This window comes from Tenacibaculum xiamenense (assembly GCF_964513065.1).
Lineage (GTDB): Bacteria > Bacteroidota > Bacteroidia > Flavobacteriales > Flavobacteriaceae > Polaribacter > Polaribacter xiamenense.
In genome coordinates, this window is the sequence record NZ_CAZEQU010000011.1 from 429462 (window position 1) to 449641 (window position 20180).

Annotated in this window: 21 protein-coding genes; 10 read left to right on the top strand and 11 right to left on the bottom strand. The window is 31.7% G+C overall.

Annotation, left to right across the window (positions count from 1 at the left end):
• The first annotated feature begins 23 nt into the window (after positions 1-23).
• The 3 genes from ACKTTV_RS05120 to ACKTTV_RS05130 are packed head-to-tail and all read left to right on the top strand — an operon-like array spanning position 24 to position 3078.
• On the top strand, positions 24-791 hold the full coding sequence (locus ACKTTV_RS05120) for a DUF4292 domain-containing protein (protein ID WP_408029737.1): 768 nt from the start codon (positions 24-26) through the stop codon (positions 789-791).
• A 3-nt stretch (positions 792-794) separates the two neighbouring features.
• Entirely contained in the window at positions 795-1997 is a 1203-nt protein-coding gene (locus ACKTTV_RS05125) for a murein hydrolase activator EnvC family protein (protein ID WP_408029738.1), read from the top strand.
• A gap of 46 nt (positions 1998-2043) precedes the next feature.
• A complete protein-coding gene (locus tag ACKTTV_RS05130; RefSeq protein ID WP_408029739.1) occupies positions 2044-3078 on the top strand; it encodes an AI-2E family transporter in 1035 nt (344 codons plus the stop codon).
• Between the two features lie 145 nt (positions 3079-3223).
• On the opposite strand, the gene ACKTTV_RS05135 is transcribed toward ACKTTV_RS05130, so the two are convergent.
• Both ACKTTV_RS05135 and ACKTTV_RS05140 read right to left on the bottom strand, forming a co-directional pair.
• Positions 3224-3736 carry an acyl-CoA thioesterase gene (locus tag ACKTTV_RS05135; RefSeq protein WP_408029740.1) on the bottom strand — a complete coding sequence of 171 codons (513 nt, stop codon included), beginning with the start codon at positions 3734-3736 and terminating at the stop codon, positions 3224-3226.
• Positions 3737-3799: 63 nt separating this feature from the next.
• Positions 3800-4693, bottom strand: coding sequence for an HU domain-containing protein (locus tag ACKTTV_RS05140; RefSeq protein ID WP_408029741.1), 894 nt, complete (start codon positions 4691-4693; stop codon positions 3800-3802).
• A gap of 96 nt (positions 4694-4789) precedes the next feature.
• On the opposite strand from ACKTTV_RS05140, the gene dprA reads away from it, so the two are divergent.
• Positions 4790-5884, top strand: a complete 1095-nt coding sequence (gene dprA, locus ACKTTV_RS05145) for a DNA-processing protein DprA (protein WP_408029742.1) — start codon at positions 4790-4792, stop codon at positions 5882-5884.
• 29 nt (positions 5885-5913) lie between these two features.
• Here the strand turns inward: dprA and ACKTTV_RS05150 are convergent, their stop codons facing one another.
• A complete protein-coding gene (locus ACKTTV_RS05150; protein ID WP_408029743.1) occupies positions 5914-6867 on the bottom strand; it encodes an energy transducer TonB in 954 nt (317 codons plus the stop codon).
• A gap of 89 nt (positions 6868-6956) precedes the next feature.
• On the opposite strand from ACKTTV_RS05150, the gene ACKTTV_RS05155 reads away from it, so the two are divergent.
• On the top strand, positions 6957-8015 hold the full coding sequence (locus tag ACKTTV_RS05155; protein ID WP_408029744.1) for a hypothetical protein: 1059 nt from the start codon (positions 6957-6959) through the stop codon (positions 8013-8015).
• A gap of 109 nt (positions 8016-8124) precedes the next feature.
• Here the strand turns inward: ACKTTV_RS05155 and ACKTTV_RS05160 are convergent, their stop codons facing one another.
• The 6 genes from ACKTTV_RS05160 to ACKTTV_RS05185 all read right to left on the bottom strand — a co-directional run bounded on the left by ACKTTV_RS05160 (position 8125) and on the right by ACKTTV_RS05185 (position 13280).
• Positions 8125-9015, bottom strand: coding sequence for a transporter (locus ACKTTV_RS05160; protein WP_408029745.1), 891 nt, complete (start codon positions 9013-9015; stop codon positions 8125-8127).
• 81 nt (positions 9016-9096) lie between these two features.
• Complete coding sequence (locus ACKTTV_RS05165) at positions 9097-9954, bottom strand: DMT family transporter (protein WP_408029746.1); 858 nt, start codon at positions 9952-9954, stop codon at positions 9097-9099.
• 283 nt (positions 9955-10237) lie between these two features.
• Entirely contained in the window at positions 10238-11692 is a 1455-nt protein-coding gene (locus ACKTTV_RS05170) for a serine hydrolase (protein WP_408029747.1), read from the bottom strand.
• Between the two features lie 109 nt (positions 11693-11801).
• Positions 11802-12176 carry a hypothetical protein gene (locus ACKTTV_RS05175; RefSeq protein ID WP_408029748.1) on the bottom strand — a complete coding sequence of 125 codons (375 nt, stop codon included), beginning with the start codon at positions 12174-12176 and terminating at the stop codon, positions 11802-11804.
• A 61-nt stretch (positions 12177-12237) separates the two neighbouring features.
• Positions 12238-12687 carry a hypothetical protein gene (locus ACKTTV_RS05180; protein WP_408029749.1) on the bottom strand — a complete coding sequence of 150 codons (450 nt, stop codon included), beginning with the start codon at positions 12685-12687 and terminating at the stop codon, positions 12238-12240.
• Positions 12684-13280: an RNA polymerase sigma factor gene (locus tag ACKTTV_RS05185; RefSeq protein WP_408029750.1), complete on the bottom strand. Its 597-nt coding sequence runs from the start codon at positions 13278-13280 to the stop codon at positions 12684-12686. The genes ACKTTV_RS05180 and ACKTTV_RS05185 overlap by 4 nt, the downstream gene beginning before the upstream one ends.
• A 158-nt stretch (positions 13281-13438) precedes the next feature.
• Between ACKTTV_RS05185 and ACKTTV_RS05190 the strand changes: the two genes are divergently transcribed.
• Positions 13439-13837, top strand: coding sequence for a hypothetical protein (locus ACKTTV_RS05190; RefSeq protein ID WP_408029751.1), 399 nt, complete (start codon positions 13439-13441; stop codon positions 13835-13837).
• A gap of 19 nt (positions 13838-13856) precedes the next feature.
• On the opposite strand, the gene ACKTTV_RS05195 is transcribed toward ACKTTV_RS05190, so the two are convergent.
• Positions 13857-14765, bottom strand: a complete 909-nt coding sequence (locus ACKTTV_RS05195; RefSeq protein WP_408029752.1) for a LysR family transcriptional regulator — start codon at positions 14763-14765, stop codon at positions 13857-13859.
• Positions 14766-14857: 92 nt separating this feature from the next.
• Between ACKTTV_RS05195 and ACKTTV_RS05200 the strand changes: the two genes are divergently transcribed.
• A complete protein-coding gene (locus ACKTTV_RS05200; protein WP_408029753.1) occupies positions 14858-15457 on the top strand; it encodes an NAD(P)H-dependent oxidoreductase in 600 nt (199 codons plus the stop codon).
• Between the two features lie 146 nt (positions 15458-15603).
• On the opposite strand, the gene ACKTTV_RS05205 is transcribed toward ACKTTV_RS05200, so the two are convergent.
• Positions 15604-16110: a hypothetical protein gene (locus tag ACKTTV_RS05205; protein WP_408029754.1), complete on the bottom strand. Its 507-nt coding sequence runs from the start codon at positions 16108-16110 to the stop codon at positions 15604-15606.
• Positions 16111-16394: 284 nt separating this feature from the next.
• On the opposite strand from ACKTTV_RS05205, the gene ACKTTV_RS05210 reads away from it, so the two are divergent.
• From ACKTTV_RS05210 to ACKTTV_RS05220, 3 genes are all read left to right on the top strand, one after another.
• Positions 16395-16874: a hypothetical protein gene (locus ACKTTV_RS05210; RefSeq protein ID WP_408029755.1), complete on the top strand. Its 480-nt coding sequence runs from the start codon at positions 16395-16397 to the stop codon at positions 16872-16874.
• A gap of 208 nt (positions 16875-17082) precedes the next feature.
• Positions 17083-18195: a hypothetical protein gene (locus ACKTTV_RS05215; protein WP_408029756.1), complete on the top strand. Its 1113-nt coding sequence runs from the start codon at positions 17083-17085 to the stop codon at positions 18193-18195.
• 123 nt (positions 18196-18318) lie between these two features.
• Entirely contained in the window at positions 18319-19944 is a 1626-nt protein-coding gene (locus tag ACKTTV_RS05220) for an alanine/glycine:cation symporter family protein (RefSeq protein ID WP_408029757.1), read from the top strand.
• The last annotated feature ends 236 nt before the right edge of the window (positions 19945-20180 follow it).

The following is a 20180-nucleotide window of genomic DNA, read 5'->3' on the forward strand; positions in this document are numbered from 1 at the left end:
CTTTGTACTCAAGGTTTTAAGAAATGAAATTATTAAAATACATATTACCTATTATTATTCTCTTTGCTTCATGTAAATCAAACAAAGAAGCTGCTACTTCTTCAGCTATTAAAAGTATTTCGGCTAGAAAAGTAGCTAAAAAACATGTTGCCGAAAATTTTCACGAGAAAACAGTTGACGCCAAGTTAAAGGTGAACTACAAAGACAATAAGAATGGTCTTGGTTTTTCAGTACGTATGAAAATTAAGAAAGATGAAGTAATTTGGTTAAAAGGGTCAAAATTAATAACCATTTTCAAAGCTAAAATTACTCCAGACAAAGTAAGTTTTTATTCTCCTTATAAGAAAAATTATTTCGAAGGAGATTTTAGTATGTTAAGAAAGATTTTAGGAACAGATATTACATTTAAACAATTACAAAATCTTCTTTTAGGCCAAGCTATTATTGATGTTAAATCTCAGCGTCAAAGTGTTGAAATAGCAAATAACTCTTATCAGTTATCTCCTAAAAAACAACCTAATTTATTTGATTTGTTCTTTTTTATCAACCCAAACCATTACAAATTAGATAAACAATCATTGGTAAACGTAAGCAAAAACCAACGTTTAGATATTTCATACCCAAACTATATTCGTAAGAAAAACATTGTTTTCCCAAACAAAATAAACATTTATGCTAAAGAAAACACTAAATTTACTAATATTGATATGACGGTGCGTTCTGTGGATTTTAATACAAATTTGAACTTAAATTTCTCAATCCCAAAAGGCTACAAAGAAATTCAATTATAACTCATGAAAAAGTTTCGTTTCGCTTTAACAATCTTAAGTATTTTTCTAGTATGTTTTTCCTCATTTTCTCAATCAAGAAAGCAGCTTGAGAAAAAACGCTCAAACCTTAAAAAAGAAATTAAAAAGGTTAATAGTTTATTAATTGAAACTAAGAAAAGAAAAAGCAATGCGTTAGATGATCTTAAAGATTTAACTCAAAAAATTAGTATTCGAGAGCGACTTATTGAAACCATTACGTTAGAAAACGACTTGCTTAATAAAGAGATTAAAAAAAATCAAAAACAAATTAAAAAAAACAATGATGAACTGGCTAAGCTTAAGTTAGATTATCAAAAAATGGTAGTTAAGACCTATAAAAGTAAATCGCTTCAAAGTAAAACTATGTTTTTACTTTCTTCGGAAAGCTTTTATCAAGCCTACAAGCGTGTAAAATACATGCAACAATACAACGATTTCAGAAAAAAGCAGGGAGAGGAAATTTTAGTTAAAACAAAAGAAATTGAAAAGCTAAACGACTCTCTTTTGCAAAGAAAAACCGTAAAGGAACGTTTAATTGCTGAAGAAAAAGATCAAAATGAAGCTGTCGAAAAAGATAAAGAAAGTCAAGAAAAATTAATTTCTTCTATCAAAAAGCAAGAAAGTCGTTACAAAAGGCAGCTTATTAAAAAACAAAAAGAAGAAAAGAGGATTGCGGCGAGAATCGATCGTTTGATTAGAGATGCTATTGCTAAGTCGAACAAAGCAAAAGGAGCTAAAAAATCGGCTAAATTCGCACTTAACTCTGCGGAAAAGGCTCTTCGCGCAAACTTTGAACAAAATAAAGGGAGCTTACCATGGCCCGTTTCTGGAATTATTACTAGAAAATATGGTGTTCAGCCCCACCCTACTTTCCCTGGAATTAGTATTAACAGTACGGGTTTACACATTGCAGCAAAAGGAAATTCAGATGCAAAAAGTATTTTCAATGGTGAAGTCATGAGTATCCAAGGTCATCCCGATGGAAAGAAATCAGTTTATGTAAGACATGGTAACTATATTTCAGTATACAATAGCCTTGAAACCATTTATGTTAAGAAAGGTGATCCAATAAAAACTGGCGATAAATTAGGAAAAATTTTCACTGATAAAATAACTGGAAAAACGAAACTAAGTTTTGTTTTATATAAGAATACAACTCGTTTGAATCCTCAAGAATGGATTCAATAATAGATTGAAATTTGGTATACTGAATTAATTAACTAAATTTATCTTCGTGAAGAACTCAGCCAACGTTGTTATTGTTATTACCGCTATTATTGCCATTTTAGTTATTGGAAAAGGCATTTTAATTCCCTTTATTTTCGCGTTAATCTTTTGGTTTTTAACCAGGGAAATACGAAAATCCGTTTATAAAATTCCTTTTGCGGAAAAATTCATACCGAAATGGCTAAGTAATGTTATTGTTTTCAGTATTATCATTCTAAGCTTTAGTTTCGTTTCAGAAATTATAACCAATAGCATTTCTGATTTAACCTCATCCTATTCAAAATACGAATCGAATATAGATAGTATTATTAAGAACATTGATAGTTATTTTCATGTTGATGTTGTTGGATCTATTAAAACCTTAATTGGAAAGTTTGATTATGGTTCATTTTTAGGCGATATAGCAAACGGAATTAGTGGTTTACTAGGTGATACCTTCATGATTATTATTTATGCCTTATTTTTCTTCTTAGAGGAAAGCAGCTTTAAAAAGAAGCTACATAAAATGTTTGTGAATAAAGAACATAGTTTTAATAATATGCAACATATGCTGGGGAAGATTGAAAATTCCATTTCAAACTACCTGCGTTTAAAAACCTACGTAAGTTTGCTTACTGGTATTTTAAGTTATTTTGTTCTTTTGGGTGTGGGTGTTGACAGCGCTCCTTTTTGGGCTTTTTTAATTTTCCTATTAAACTACATTCCAACTATAGGATCGTTAATAGCGACCGTTTTCCCATCTATATTTTGTTTATTACAGTTTGGTGAGATTACACCTTTCCTTATCGTTTTACTTGCCGTTGGAAGTATTCAGGTAATTGTTGGAAATATTATTGAACCGAGAGTATTTGGAAAATCACTTAACCTGAGTCCAATGGTTACAATCTTATCACTTGCCATTTGGGGTAAAATATGGGGTGTTACAGGAATGGTGTTAAGTGTGCCTATTACTGTAATTATGATTATCATATTTTCTCAGTTTGAAAAAACAAAATCTGTTGCCATTCTGCTTTCTGAAAACGGTGATCTTGATGAGGTATAACTGCATATTATTCTTATAGCTAATCAGAAAAATTTAAGGTTTTACCAGACATTTGAAAACTAAAAAACCTTACATGTTAACATGTAAGGCTCATTTATATTCTTTTGGTAATCGAAATACCAATATTTAAATCGAAATCTTGTTTTTAAGACAGGAACAAAGCTTTTAACTCCTCTGCATCCTTAGGTTCCATTTTGCCAGCTAAAACTAAGCTTAATTGCTTTCTTCTTAGAGCTCCATCAAACCTTTTTTGTTCTAATTCTGTTTCAGGTTTCAATGCTGGTACAGGAACTGGCTTTCCAGTTTCATCAACTGCAACGAATGTATAGATTCCTTCGTTTACTTTTGTTTTTTCTCCTGATTGACGATCTTCAATCCAAACATCAACGTATACTTCCATTGAAGATGTAAAAGCTCGCGATACTTTTGCTTCAATTGTAACAACACTACCTACTGGGGTTGACTTTGTAAATGCTACGTGATTTACTGAAGCTGTTACTACAATTCTTCTTGAGTGTCTTCTTGCTGCAATACTACAAGCTCTATCCATACGAGCTAATAATTCACCTCCAAAAAGGTTATCTAAGTAGTTAGTTTCTCCTGGTAATACTAAATCTGTAAGTGTGGTTAGCGATTCACTTGGAGTTTTTGCTCTCATTCTAAAAAATTTGTTGCAAAGATATGCAATGAAACGAAATATTTCGTAGCGATGTAAGGAAGATTATTTTTCCAATAACCATGCTTCTTCCGAAACATCTTCCTTTATTTTCAATAAGGCTGTACGAGCTGATTCTTTGGTATGATAACTTCCGTAAACCACTTGCGTTAATCCAAATGAATTCTCTCCAATGATTTTAGCATCAAACCCCTGCTCTTTCAATTCATTTACTTTATTGTGAGCGTTTTCAACTTCTTGAAAAGCTCCAGCAACAATGTGAAAGTTTTTAGGTTCTTCTTTTGAAACCTTTAAGTCAATAGTTGGTAACGGGCTATCAATAACGAATGTAGCCGCTTGAATTTCTTTTTGTTGATTTGCAAGAAACTCTTGTTGCTCATTATGATTTTGAACACCACTCCATCCAGCATAAATAATTCCAACAGCAACTGCCGCTGCGGCTGCTCTTTTCACAACTAAAGGAATTACTTTACCTTCTTTCTTTTCATCAAGAACTACAACTTCAGCAACTTGAGCATCTTCTCTTTCCACAGAAGTCGCTCCAGCTTGAGCTAATCCGAACGAGTCAATTAAGAAATTGGTTGAAGTATTTGGTTCAAATAATAGTTTTCTTTCTTCATTACGGGTTAAAGTACCCACTTTCGCTACAGTAATAGTTCCCGTTTCCAATTGGTTTTTCCAAGTGTCCACTTCTTCCGCTATCTTTTCGGTAGCTTTTTCAAAAGAAATCTTTTCAGTTGAAGCAATATAGTTAGCCAACAAACCGTCGTTATGTTGTAAGTAAGCATTAAACGTTACTTGCTTTTTTGGTGGATAAATTGCGTTTGCATTTTCATCAACCTTTGCTCCTATTTTATTGGTTACAAAACCTCCAAAGTTTGGAACAATTACGCAGTCGTATCTATATAATAAATCGTTAATGTAGTCGGCTAATCTCATATGAACAAAACTAGCAAATTTCAAGTGTGGTTTTCGAATTTATATACAATACTTATTAACACTTTTTTTGTATATTGATACTCAATTTTTTGCGCTATGAAAAAAGAAAAATTACTGGCTATTTTGCGCCTTCAAGCTACCAAAAACATTGGTGATGTAATAGCAAAAAAGCTCATTTCCGCCTGTGGAAGTCCTGAACAAGTATTCAACGAGTCAATTTCTACATTGTTAAAAATTCCTGGAGTTGGAAGCCATGCTTTACAACATATTTTTGACGAACAAATTTTGAAAAGAGCAGAGGAGGAGTTGCTTTTTTTGGAACAGTCAAACTACACGTACCATTATTTTTTAGATAACGACTATCCTCATTATTTAAAGCAATGTATTGACGCTCCAATTCTTATTTTTATGGATGGAAATATTGAGCTAAAAACCGATCGCATTATTTCTATTGTTGGAACTCGAACTATTACCAATTACGGACGTGGTTTCTGTAATCAACTTATCAAAGACCTTTCTCCTTATCATCCTATAATTGTTAGTGGGTTTGCTTATGGCGTGGATATCAGTGCTCACAAAGCGGCTATAGATAATAATCTGCAAACCATCGCTGTGTTGGCACATGGCTTGGATGAAGTTTATCCGAAAGCTCACAAACGATATATACGTGATATTAATACTAACGGTGGGTTTATTTCTGATTTTTGGCATAACGAACCACCGATACGTGAAAACTTCCTAAAGCGTAATCGTATTGTTGCCGGAATTTCAAAAGCAACCATTGTCATTGAATCTGCAGAAAAAGGAGGTTCGCTTGTTACTGCTGATATTGCCAACTCATATCATCGCGATGTATTTGCATTATCAGGAAGGGTAAGTGATGAATATAGTAAAGGTTGCAATAATTTGATTAAACAGAACAGTGCGCATATATTAACTTCGGCAGAAGATATTGTTAACATGCTGAATTGGGATGTTTCCCAGAAACAAGTAAAACAAACTGCTCTTTTTATTAACCTCAACGAACAAGAGCAAAAAATCTTCGATTACTTATCTAAACAAGGCAAGCAACTTTTAGATATTATTGCAAGAGATTGCGATATTCCCGTTTACCAACTGTCTTCAATTTTATTGGAAATGGAATTGAACGGAATCATAAAACCTTTACCAGGTAAGTTGTTTGAGGTGTAGTGGTTAGAAGTACAGTCAAAAATTTATTATTACTCAACAACAAAAGTTATTGGTAGTGTGTATGAAACACTAACTATTTTTCCTTCTCTTTTTGCAGGAATAAAACTGGGTAGCTTTTCTATAACATCCATAGCTTCTTTTTTCAAAACTTCATGGGGTGCTCGAACTTTTATCTGTGATACTTTTCCTTCAGCATTAATAATAAATTGAGAATATGTCCTATACTTACCCGAATTTAACCCTAAGTTTTGGAGAAGTTCAGCATCGAAGTTGGACTGAACAAAATCATTCATTCTTTTTTGAAAATTTGTTTTTGCTTTTTCCTCAGACAAATGTTTATCTTTTTTGAAACGTGGTGTTTCTTTAATTGATATGAAGGGATAAGGTTCACTCTCTTCTAACTCAATTACTCCCATGTCAACAATATCTCCCATTACTTCTTCTTCAATTTCAGGTTCTCCAGTTGCCAATATTATTACTTCTTCAATAGTATCATCAGAATTGACCCCCTCACAGCTATTTGTGGAATTCTTATTTAATTGAAAATTGTTATCTGTTCTAGTGGAATCAATATCATTAATATTATCAGGAAACACATTTTCCATTGTTTTAACCGAATCCACTATTTTGACCTTCTCAATTTTTTGAACTTTTCCGCTTTCCGTTTTACAGCTCAACAACATGGTTCCCATGGTTAAAACCAATGCTAACACAAACAAACTTCTAAAACTATGCTTATGGTAAATTACTCTCTCTGGAATTTCAATAACCAAACTATCCAATTGCTTTCTATAAAAATGACCACAAACTTTTTGTTTTCTATTATTTAGTAAATATTCTTGAACTTGCTTATCGGAAAATTGGGTAAAATCAACCACCGTTTTTGCACAAGAACTGCAAAATCTTCCTTTTTCATTAGGTCTCATTTCATTCCAGTTTTCATGACAAGGTTTTGGAATGGTTAATTTAAAATGCTTGTTCATAACTGTATTTTTTCAGAAAAGTCAACAAATACCATTCCTTTCTCTATTTTTTTCCTAGAAAAAGTTATTTTTGAGAAAACCCTAATTGTATGGCTTCAGAAGAGAAATTAATGTCGCAGAAAAAACCTGCATTTCCGGTTACTGATCAATTAAACGATTATCTTGTTGAAAACAGTAGAAACATAAAAATTCCAATTTTTTATGATGACTTATTGCGTTTTCAAGGTTCTATTGTAGTTTATGATAAAAATGATGAGGATACTTTATGGGTGAGAACCTATTATTCAGAATTTGAGCGAGCCGAAATTGACTTAAGTCTGAAAAAAGTTTATACTATTTTACATTCCAATGGTAACGAGGACACCATCCCTTTTTTGAATATTGATGCCATTGATTATTGCACCTTTGGAAACTCGAAGCCGTTTCGTGTAAAGGTTCGAAATATTTTGAATGATAACTACACGTATTTCTATGTAAAGAAAACTGATGCTTCTCGTATTTACGGACTGGAATTAGAACACATTTTATCACCTTACAATCTGAATTTTTTAGTATATAAAGACACCCTGATTGAAGAGCATATTGCAGGCATTCCTGGTGATGATTTTATCAAGGATTTTTTACCAAAATGTACCGAGTCTGAAAAAGCTCAAATTGCTAAGGAGTTTGTGAAGTTTAACGAACGCTGTATGATTCGATTATTAGGAGACATGCGTTCTTATAACTATGTGATTGTTCCTACACACGATTTTGATCATGTGGTATATAAAATAAGAGCCATTGATTTTGACCAACAATGTTTCGAAGGGAAGTTTAAAGTATACAATCCTCAGTTTTTTAAAGAAAATATGCCTATGGTTTCCTTGGTAGGGCAGAAATTACAAGAAGCTTCTATTAATCAGTATAAAATTGAAGAACGTTCCATTGTTGCCAAGCGAATTTTAAGTTCAGTGAACAGAATTAGTAAACTGGTTGCCTGCATGAAAAACGATTCCATTTCCACAGCTAAAAATATCGATTTATTAAAACACCAAGTATTTGATTTCACCAAAGATGTCGCATTTAAAAGAAGTAAAAATATGGGTGAGATTTTAGCGGCTGCTTTAGGGTTTGTAAAGAGAAACTATGAAAACATGAGAGTCAGTTAATGAAATAAGAAAAGGGTGAATATATTTCACCCCCCTTAAGTTTAATCGAAAGAATAATTAAGAATTATCTATTCTCAATTAGCTTTCTTTAATTCCCCCATAGAATTGTTTAATTCTTGTAGACAAGTCCCACAGAGAAACCTCTTTCATTTCCGAAGTTTCTTCCGTCTAGATTCAAACCATACCCAGCGGTAACACCAAAAGTTTGTTTGTAAACAGGTACGTACACGTCAAATGACAAATTGGTATAATCTACCTCTGTTTGTGACAAAGCAACTGGTCCTCCATTAGCTCCGAATTCCGAAGAACCGATATCATACCCTGAAGTAGAATCTTGGATTCCTAGTTTAGCGTGCACATAAAACTGATTTGTGAAATACCCTAACTTTAAGCTATATAACAAAGCATCTGGAACATCAAAATCAGAATTACTTCGAATACTGTAACCCGTTTGGGCTTCAGCAAATAAGTTAAAATTGGTAGTATACTGTAAAACTACTAATCCGTCTATGGCAGTTGCCTTATTACCAATAGATAAAATACCATTGCCTTCATAATCTCCTAAAGGAAAAGCAATACCAGCAGATCCTCCTAACGTAAATTTAGAACCGTCATTAAAGTTTTCTTCAAACATTCTTGCTTTCAGAAAAAGCGATAAATCTTGAATTCCGCTTTGTTCACTTTCTCCATGAACTGGATCAGGATTCCCTGCGTCGCTTTTTACAGAAACATAAGGAAATGTTACTACTGCTGATAACCAATTATTGATACCATAATCAGCGTAAACTCCCACAATTGAAGAAGATATATCTCCTAAGTTTGCAGGATTTCCGTCTGACAGTTCCTCTCCTAAATAAAACTTATCGTAACTTTTAGAGAAATAACTTACAGCAACTGTTAATTGATTCTTTTCTGGATAGAAGCCTGTGATTGGTGATTGTGCATGTAAAAACACTGGGAACAGCAAGGCAATTGCAATCCCAATACATGCTTTTTTCATTGTAAGCATAATTTGAAAGGTTTTAGTTTATTTCAAACCTTAGACGAACGCATAATTCATCTCTTACATAGAAAACATGATTTATTTTTTACTTCGAATGCTTTCGATAACAACCGTTGCCAAAATTAAACTACCACCAATAAACGTATTTACCGTAGGGATTTCTTTTAAAAAGAAAAAAGCCAAAATAATTCCGAATATTGGTTGAACACTGCTAATAATACTTGCCGTAGACGCCGTAAAGAATTGAAGTGAATGTACCATTAAACTGTGTCCGATGGCTGTTGTTAACAGTGCTAATAATAGTAGATAAGGTAGTTGACTTTGAAAACCTGAAATATCCATAAAGAATAGGGTAGGCAAGAGGCATATTGAAATTACAATTGTTTGGTAAAACATAAGCATTACTCCGTTGTACTGAAGTACATATTGCTTCATAATTAAAATTCGAACCGAATAACAAAGTGCTGATAAAACTCCGAATAAAATCCCTTGAAGATTGGTGCTTTCAAGGTTAAACTCTGGAGATAATACATACAATCCTATTAACACCAAAATTCCTAATAAAATATACACTGGGCTAAACTTGGTTTTTAGAAAAACTGGTTCTAAGAAAGCAATGATTACAGGAAAGGTATATAAAGATAACATTCCCATGGCAACATTCGATAGTTTTAATGCGTAAAAATAGGTAACCCAATGGGCCGCCATAAAGACTCCTGCAATAAAGAATGGCTTATTGTGTTTTGGGGATTTTAGTTTAAAATCCATTTTTCTGTACTTACAAAAAATGAACAAAAAAACAGCAGCAAAAGTGGAACGAAACCAAATGATAACCTCCGACGGCATCGCTATATATCTTCCTAAAACACCCGAAGTACTTATAAAAAAAGTTGCTAATAATAAACCGATTACATTTTTTAAATGATTGCTTTGCATAGTCCCCTGTAAAAAGAGTCAAATTTAGTAAAGTTTCATTCCAGCAAAAGACAGATTCCTAATTAACTTTCTAATTGATTCTTTTTTAAACGAATTCGTTATGTTCTGTTATGAATAACCAAAAACAAAAAGTTGATAGTATTCTCAAATTTTTAGATTCAGAAAAATTTATGCAAGTTCGCTGTATTGATAAATTTAGTTGCATATAGGCAATTTAGGAATCCTGATTTTATCAGATATCATCTAAAAATCAATAGCAAAATCAGGATTTACAATTTACTTTCTAATTTTTTAATAACTCTTTCAATACCTCTTTAGAGTTCTCACTTCCTAAATTTGCGGCTTTTTTATAATTTTGTGTTGCTTTTAATTTGTTACCCAACTCTAAATAGGCTTCTCCCAATGAATCCCATACATTAGCTTCTTCAGGAAAAAGGTTTGCATTTGCTTTGAAAAGTTCTAAAGCCCATTCTTTATTTTTAAATTTCTTCAGAACTATATATCCCAATCTGTTTAATATTTCTGGTTTTTCAAAACTTGTTTTATGTTTATTTTTAATTAATGAAACCAAATTTTTAGATTCTGATACTGAGTTGTTTTTTACAAATTCAACCACCATAAAATATGGGTTTTTCTTAATTGGTTCCGGCTTAAATGAGCTGTTAAAAACCATTTTTTCTACAGTATAAGCTACACCTTCAATAAAAAGACTACTAGCGTTACTCGAATAAAGTACCAGTACATCTTCATCTATGTTCCACAAAATTGTGTGACAAAAACCACCATTTCCTCCATTATGAGAAATTCGCTTCGTTTTTCTGTTGGTATTTATGATTCCCCAGCCATATCCAACTTTATATCTATTACTTTCTGGTCCACCGTATGGAGTAATTAGTTTTTCAAATTGAGCTGCCGTTAATACCGTGTTATTCTTAAGTGCTAAATACCATTTATACATATCTTCCTGAGTAGAGTTTATGCCACCATTGCCCTTTAAATGCCATGATACTTTTCCCTCTTTTTTATACATATTAACCATAGGACCACGAGGTATTATATTCTTAGCATATCCAACGGCTAGTGTAACAGGGCTCCAGTAGGGAAGAAGGTAACCTGTTTGAGTCATCCCTGAAGGCTTAAACAGATGTTGGTTTAAAAAAGACTCATAATTCATATTTGAAACCAATTCAATAATTCGAGCCAGAATACTATACCCAATATTTGAGTACGAATATTTAGTACCAGGTGCATGAAGCAACTCAGAGTTAAATACCTTAGTAAAAAATGCTTCGCGAGTTATCTTGTCAAAATCATGCCCAACTAACTCAACTAATCCCGATGAATGTGTTAATAGTTGATGAATGGTAATTTGTTTCTTATCATTAGGCAAATCTTTGAAATACTTACATAAAGGATCACTTAGTTTCAGTTTCTTAAAACCTTCCAGTTTTAGTATTGCAGCCGCTGTAAACTGTTTGGTATTAGAACCTATGTCGAATACTGTAGAAGAGGTATTCTTCCTGTTTTTCTCTTTATTCGCCAAACCATAGCCTTCATTTATAATTATTTTCCCTTTTTTAGCCACTAGAATGGCGCCATGAAACCCGTTAGTTACTCCTTCTTTTAAATAGTCGTTTATTTTCGCTTTTAAAGTTCTATTTTCTTCGAAATTTTGACAATGGCATACTACTGGCATTGCTACAATTAGTATGCAAATGATGATTGATTTTAAAGTCATTGTTATTTAATTTTATATTAAAATTTTGATAATAGGATCCCTAGCCCTCAATTAAGAGCTTCAAATTCATAAATATGTTTAGGTTGATTTGGAGTATTAACTCCTGAGATTAATTATTAAATCGTTTAAGGTATTGAGCAAAGGCTAAAAAGCTTAAGGCAATAAAAACAGCCATGATTCCTATAGAATGTAAACCTAAAGGGAATTGTTTAACAACAAACAATCCAATACCAATTCCCATAAGTATAAGAAACCACTTAATATTGTTATGTCCTTCGGTTTTATTACTTGTTTGAAGTATCTCTGAGATGGTCTCTTGAGGAATCCCTTTATCGATTATTTTACTTTTTAATTTATGATCTAGTATTTTTCGAAGTATAGATAATATAAACATCATAAATATGATAATTAAAAAAATGATGATTGCTATTTTATATACATCTGGGTCTATATATGGAATATTATTTATGTTCAAGGTATTCATGATAATCTCTTTATTTATACATTACTATTAGACAGAATAGTTATTTTTTGGTTGCAAGTTTTTATTGAAAATTGAGTTTTTTTAGTTTTTTATTATATGTTCTTAACATATCTTGACATAGTCCTATCATTACCAATATTGCCGTACTAATTATAAGGTAATTCTTAAAATCTGAAATTACTTTGAATAGATTGCTAATCTGAGTTAAGAATAAAATGAATATGACAGCCCCTATTCCCAAACATAGTATTGAAACTATATAAATAATGTAGTTTAGAGCCATATCTCTTTCTGGTTTTGGATAAAGTTGTTCTAATATCTGCTCTGAAACATCAAAATCCATTATTGGTTCTGGAAGAGACTTTAATTCATCCAAAAGAATACCATAATCATCTACCGCTTTTCGGCAGAGATCACAACCTTGTAAATGATCTAAAATTTTTGGATCAGCTACATTGGATTCAAAAACTAATTGTTGAATATCATTATCATTTAAGTGTTCTCTATTCATAAATCTTCTTTTTTATAATTACGCAATAGATTGTTTTTTAATATTTTTCGTGCCCTATATAAATAGCTTTTTACCGTTCCTTCTGGTAGTTTGGTTATTTCCGCTATTTCTTTAATTGTCGATTCTTGTTGATAGTACAAACCAATAATGGTACTATAAAGTGGGGGAAGCTTTTTAATTTCCTCTTGTAGAATAATAGATCTTTCTTTTTTCTCTATATAGTGCTCTGTTCTATTTCCATCACTTCCCAGTTTTTCTTCAATACTGTTGGTATACGTTTTATCTTTTTCATGCTTCAAACCGTCATAAACTTTAATCTTTTTCTTATCCAAATAATTTAAGCAACTATTATAAGCTATTGCACCAATCCATGTGGAAAGTTTGGAGTTATGCCTAAAAGTAGCCAACTTGTTATAAACCTTTAAATACACTTCTTGGGTAAGATCTTCTCTATCTTCTTGATTTGGTATCATTTTATAAACGATTTGCCACACCAATCTTTGTGAGCTAGAGATTATTATCTTAAAGGCCTTTGAATCGCCATTAAGTGCTTTAACTATTAAATCTTTATCTGTTAGTTTTTTGGGGTTCATTAATTGGTTCTAATGATTAATTAGACATGGTTTAGAAAATTTGGTTGCATTTTTCTATATTTTTTTTGAATTACTGTAATATATTGTTTTAAAAATATTGGTTGTTTTTTAATGTAGCTATTACAAGAGTTAGAAACCAACGACACATATTCTACTCTATGAACTCGCAATATCTTCCTGAAATGTCTTTATTAAAAAAATACTTGAGTTCTTTTGAAACTAAAAATACATCCGAATATCAAAATGAGCTTTTTGAAGATACTTTTAGCCAAGAAATAAAAGCATTTTTAGAGCAGTTTAAAGCAACCATCCATGTTGAATATACCATTGCAGGATTAAGTATAGATTTACTGTTAGAAAACAACAATATATGCCTTGGAATTGATTTAATTGGTTATCCTGGAAGTTTTACTGCAGCTTTTGATATTGAACGCTATCGTATTTTACACCGTGTTGGAATACAAATCGTTCCTGTTTCCTATCTTTCTTGGACTTACCATCAAGAGGAAACAAAGAAGTTTTTGAAGGAGATGATAAAACCTTTAACAGAGAAATAACACCTAAAATTGAACATATTTATAGCATATATTTTGATGCTTCTTTCGAAATGATTGTTTCTATTGTCTCAATTTCATTCTTTGCTTTTTGTTTGTTCATTTTTGCAAAATAAACAATGTCTCTAAGTTCTTTATTACATTTCCAAATAAGCTTAAGATTCTTGTTTTTTATTTCTTGTTCACATAAAAAACTAGGAATTAATGCAATGCCGTTACTAGTTTGCAAGCATCGAATGATAGAATTCATATTTGGAACAATATAGTTTGGTTTGTTGTATTGTTTTCTGTTAAAATTTAAAAGCCAAAATTGTTTTATGAATCCAGTAACATTTGAGGAACTATACCATATTTGATTCTTAAGTTCATTTTCTACTACATTCCAATGTTTATTTAGAATTGCTTTTTCTATTTCATCTGTATCTACATTGTTACTAGAAACTAACCATACTTCCTGATTGAAAAAACGGGTATAACTAATATTTTGATTCTTATTTTTTTTTGGTGTAATAACTAAATCTAAAATCCCTTCTTCTAATTCCTTAAGCATTTGAGGATATTCTCCAAAATGAGCAATAATATCAAAATCAAAATATTTCATATTGGGTTCAAATAAAGTCTGAAAAATCTCTGAACACATTCCAATACTAAGCGTTTTCCTGTTTCCTTTTCCCGTTTTTCTAAAATGCTTCTCCGATTTCTCCAATTTTTGTAGTGCATCTAAAATATAATCATATAAAATTATAGCTCGCTCTGTTGGTACCATAATCCGTGGTTTTCTTTCAAAAAGTTTATACCCTACATACGACTCTAAAGAACTGATATGCAAGCTTACTCCAGGTTGCGATGAAAACAATCTTTCAGATGCTCTTGTTAAATTTCCTTCTTCATATACCGCTTTAAACGTTCTATACCATTCTAAGTTTATCATTACTATTATTTTTATAATACAAATGTATAATTTCCATTATTTCAATAATACTTTAACTCAAAATATATTTGTAGAAAACAAATACAATACAAATGAAAAATGTTCTAATAATAAATGGTTGGCACTCTTTTTCAGACGCAAAAGGTCTGTTTAATAAATCATTAAGTACCTTAAGTGCTTCTTTTTTTTATTCCATAGAAAATTACACAGTTAAAACAACTCAAATAAATGAGGGTTACGACATAGCAAAAGAAGTTTTAAAGTTTACATGGGCAGATGTTATTATTTATCACACTCCTATTTGGTGGTTTTCTATACCTTTTAAATTTAAAAAATACTTTGATGAAGTATTAACAGCTGGCTACGGAAATGGACTTTGGATTAGTGATGGTAGAAGTTCTAAAAACCCTAAAGTTAATTATGGGACAGGTGGACTCCTAAGCGGAAAAAAATACATATTAACATCAAGTTGGAATGCCCCTAAGGAAGCATTTACCATGCAAGGTGAATTCTTTAATCAAACTAGTGTCGATTCTGGTGTTATGTCTGGGTTTCATGCGATGAATAAATATTTAGGATTAGATTTAATAGATTCATTGCATTTTCATGATGTTGAAAAAAACGCAAACATTCCTGAAGAGCTAAAAAAATATAGCTTCTTTCTTGAGAAAAACTTTATGGTTACAGTATAATTTTAAAAGTATCAAAACTATATTTAGGTATAGTTTTGATACCTTTTGTTAAAACAAGTAAGTAATCTAATCTTTATTCATAAAGAAACAACAGATTTCCACTTGCGACCAAAATGACTTTTATTAAAAAATATCATTCGGATCTACTAGTTGTTATTGACAGTAATTTTTTTCTTAAAACTATAGCTCCAGTGTGGAGCATCTGTTCGATACATTGCATAAATAATTCTCCATTTTGCCGTATTATTATTTCCATAATTAGGAAATTCCATACTGCTAGTCGATGAACCTACTTCAAACCTGCCCATATGTCTCCATTTTACATCTGGAGTTGAAGGATCTTGATTTTTAACTTGAAAAGTTATCCTATACCCTCTCTTATTCGGTGGAATAGAATTTAAAGCCGTTTGCGTCGGATAATAAGAATAAGTAACTTTTTCGTAAGCATTAACAGTGCTTGGACCGTACAAACCTGGAGGAATTCCAACAACAATGTTTTTATTGCTGCTATTACCTTTCAGGTCTTCTATGATTTCTACTTCACTAGATTTTTCATCCACTTGGTAACCTGAGATCTCGTCTGTTTCGTTCTGATTACATGCCGTTAATACCGTAATTACAAATACTAGGCATAAATAAATTGTTTTTTTCATTTTCGTTCTTTTTTAAATAATAAGTTGGTCTCTGTGTATTTTTATACAGATCACAGAAAATAATCTGTCTATTGAGCTAATGGCTCTTAGTATGTGTTGAACAAAAGTATATTTGAAATGAAAAAACAAAATCCCAAAACATTGATTTTCAAAATAATAGGACACATATTTTTATAAACAAAAATGTAATTTCCTTTAATAGAAATGCCATTTCAGAATTTAATGTATTTTTAAAAAGTTAGAATATTTAAAATCTGTTACGCAACGTAAAAACCATCCTCTAAATGAAAACCATAAAAAAGAAAAAAGTTGACATATTTTGGCTTCTAGAAGTTCTAAAAATGGAATCTCATTCTAACTTAGTTCTTGACTTAATAAATCTAATCGAAAATGGAAATATTCTACTAAGTTTTGCTTTCACACAACCAATAGAAGAAAAGATATCTAGTTTAAAAAACAGATTACTTTTTGCTCTACAGAATGGAAAAATATCAGAATCAAACTATGCTGAATCTGAAAATGAATTAAACCAAATAAAAAATGTTAGTTCCGGCGATTTTATTACCATTATTTCAATACAAACCGAAAAATGGATTTTCAAAACCTTTTGGAAAAGAGAAAAACAATTTTTGGGAATAATTCGATTTCCATCACCAAGAAATATTTCTGAACAAATCAAAGAATACAAACATTTGGAATTATCCGGTCATAAAATCGAAGAAACTGAATTTGAAAAAATGATTAATAAATCTACCTTTGATTAATATGTTGCCTAAAACGTTTATAAAACATAGCTAATAAATGCTAAACCGAAAGGTTTGTGTATATTTAGAAAGTCCGCCAAATTAAAAAATTTGGCTTTTTATTTAAAAACGAAAATATAAAAATTCACCTGTGTGTTAATATGAAAAGTTAGTGTCTTTTTGCACATTACTTATTATACACAAGTTCTTTAATTACAATAATACTCATATGGCATTCCAAGTACTGAACGCTCAACAAATCAATCATGAAATCATATATTTTTATGGCTGGTGGCAGCTTACCGTGTGCTTATTTGCTTTTATTGCTTTACTCGCTATTTGGTGGCATATTGGTAAAAAACAAAACGATTTTGGTCAAGTATGGCTAGCACTTTCCGTTTTGTGCTGGAGTATTTCTGGAGCCTTTGAAATTTACTTTATCGAAAGCAATACAACTTCTGAATATGTAATTAACGGATGGAGAAGTATATGGTCTTTACTCAACAGCTTGTTTATTTTGCTATCGCTTCCTTGGTTTCGATATTTACCTGTTCCTATTGGACACATCATAAAGTCTAAGTATTGGATTTACATTGTTGGTATTCCCTTTCTATTTTCATTGTTACCTACTTTGAGTCGTATGATATCAGGAACAGTAATTTCCGTGATTAATGAATTGGATGTGTATTACGCCTTTTTTACGCTGGTTTTTTTAGGTTTTGTTTTATGGGAGTCATTTTTAAAAAGACGTTTAAAGGCTTTGGCTTTTTTATCCTTGGCTTGTATACTGGTAGTATTAGTTGCTCAAATCTATAAGCTTTCTGGAAACAATATCAATCTCACCTTATTCTCGGCTATTTTCAAAACATCTTTAATCATGATATTCTTTGCATTGGCATTAAGTTGGGTAAAAGAATTGGCTGAAAACGTTATTCCGAATTCAAGTGATTTGCATATTAACTTTCAAAAGAATAAACTTTCATCAGGAAAAATAGAGAATTTAGTATTGCTTAAAGGCTTCCCTGGTTCTGAAAAACGTAAAGTAAAATTATCACCAGCTTTATTCGAGCTATTCATAAAGTTTGCAGAACGTAAATTATCCGATGCCGATTGGCTGGAAATTAAACCTAAGAATTTTTCTGCACCAAATAAAATCTTCGATATTAAAGATTATAATGAAGTAAAAAGATTGCTTATATCATTACTTGATGGTGTCTTTGGTAAAGATAATTGGACAACAGAACACCACTTAAATCCATTAAAAACAACACTTTTCGAAATGTCAGAAAAGCGAGATAGAAAAATTCGCCTGAAAGTACCTAAAGAAAATATATCCCTATAAAACAAAGACTTAACACTGTTTTGTCAGTAGTTTTTTTACTGACAATTTCAGATTCTTTCTGATAAAACCTTCTATAAAAAATTCAATTTTAAACATTGCGTTGGTAATCATAAAACTATTATCATGACCTTAAAACAACGCATATTAACAATTATTCTTCTTTTATTTCCGTTTATAAACCAAGCTCAAAACAAAGGATTAGACGAGCAAATTAATGATGCTTTTATGCCTTTTGCCACTTGGTGGGAAGGATTTATACTGTCAACCGTCAACATTTTTGGGTATGGAATTCCAATCGTACTTATTATCTTACTTCTTGGAGCGCTTTTCTTTACCCTTTATTTTGGCTTTATTAACATAAAACATTTTCCAACTGCTATTCAGGTAGTTCGAGGAAAATATGATGATTTAGAGTTTCTCAACATAAAAACAACTGCTCATGTTCATGAGGTTAATGGCGACATTATCGATACCATCAAAGACGAAAGTCATCACGGTGAAGTAAATCACTTTCAAGCCTTAGCAACCGCCGTATCAGGAACTGTTGGTTTAGGAAATATTGCTATGGTTGCGGTTGCCATTTCTATTGGTGGACCAGGAGCCACATTTTGGATGGTTATTGCTGGTTTACTGGGAATGTCTTCAAAATTTGTGGAATGTACACTGGGTGTAAAATACAGAGATATTGATACTGAAGGGAATGTTTACGGGGGTCCGATGTACTATTTATCAAGAGGACTTAAAGAACGAGGTTTAGAAAAATTAGGGAAGTTCCTAGCTGTTGTTTTCGCTGTTTTATGTGTCGGTGCCTCTTTTGGAGGAGGAAATGCCTTTCAAACCAATCAAGCTGCAGCTCAAATTATTTCGCGATTTGGTATTGATGGAGCAGCTTCTGGAAGTCTTATAGGACTTGTCTTTGCTATTTTCGTTGGAATCGTAATTATTGGAGGTATCAAAAGAATTGCTAAGGTTACAGAAAAAGTAGTTCCGTTAATGGCTATTTTATACGTTGTCGCAGCCTTATTCATCATTTTTTCAAACGTTAGTTTTGTTGATGATGCGATAGCATTAATTATAACCGAAGCTTTTACTCCCAAAGCGACCATCACCGGTGGTTTTATTGGTGTCATGATTCAAGGGTTTCGTCGTGCAGCATTTTCAAATGAAGCAGGGGCAGGGTCGGCTGCAATTGCTCATTCGGCTGTAAACACTAAATATCCAGCTTCCGAAGGACTTGTTGGCTTACTAGAGCCTTTTATTGATACAGTAATCGTCTGTTCTATGACAGCTATTATCATTGTTATGTTTAATATGGATGGTGCTTTTATTTATGGAGATGTAATAAATGGTCAAGCATTAATGGCTGACGGATCAAGATTGGGTGGTGTTAATTTAACCTCATTAGCTTTTGACAATGCTATTCCAGGAGCTTCTTATGTTTTAGTAATAGCAGTAACTTTATTTGCCTTTTCAACCATATTATCTTGGTCTTACTATGGATTACAATCATGGAAGTACTTGTTTGGTCGAGGAAAATGGACTGATTTAACTTATAAAATCATCTTTTTAATGTTTACAATTCTAGGTGCTGCTGTTACTCTAGATGCTGTTATTAAGTTTTCTGATGCTATGATTCTCGCACTAGTATTTCCTAATATGATTGGATTGTTGCTTTTATTTCCGAAAGTTAGAAATGAGATTAGGCGTTATTTACACGATATTAAATTGTTGAAATTGAAAAACAGTTAACCATCTCTCGAAATAACAAGGCGCAAAACAACTATTTCTAGTCATTTCGAAGGAATGATAATGACTGAGAAATCTCAATGTTATTCGAGATAATAGATAACTCTTATCAAGATTTTTTACTTAAATAATTTCGCTCGAAGTTGTAAAGGTTAACTAATTCGTTGACAAAATTTTATATTTTGCCATGCGAATAAATACAGATGATTTAACATTGGTTCGAAGTTATTTACAGAAAT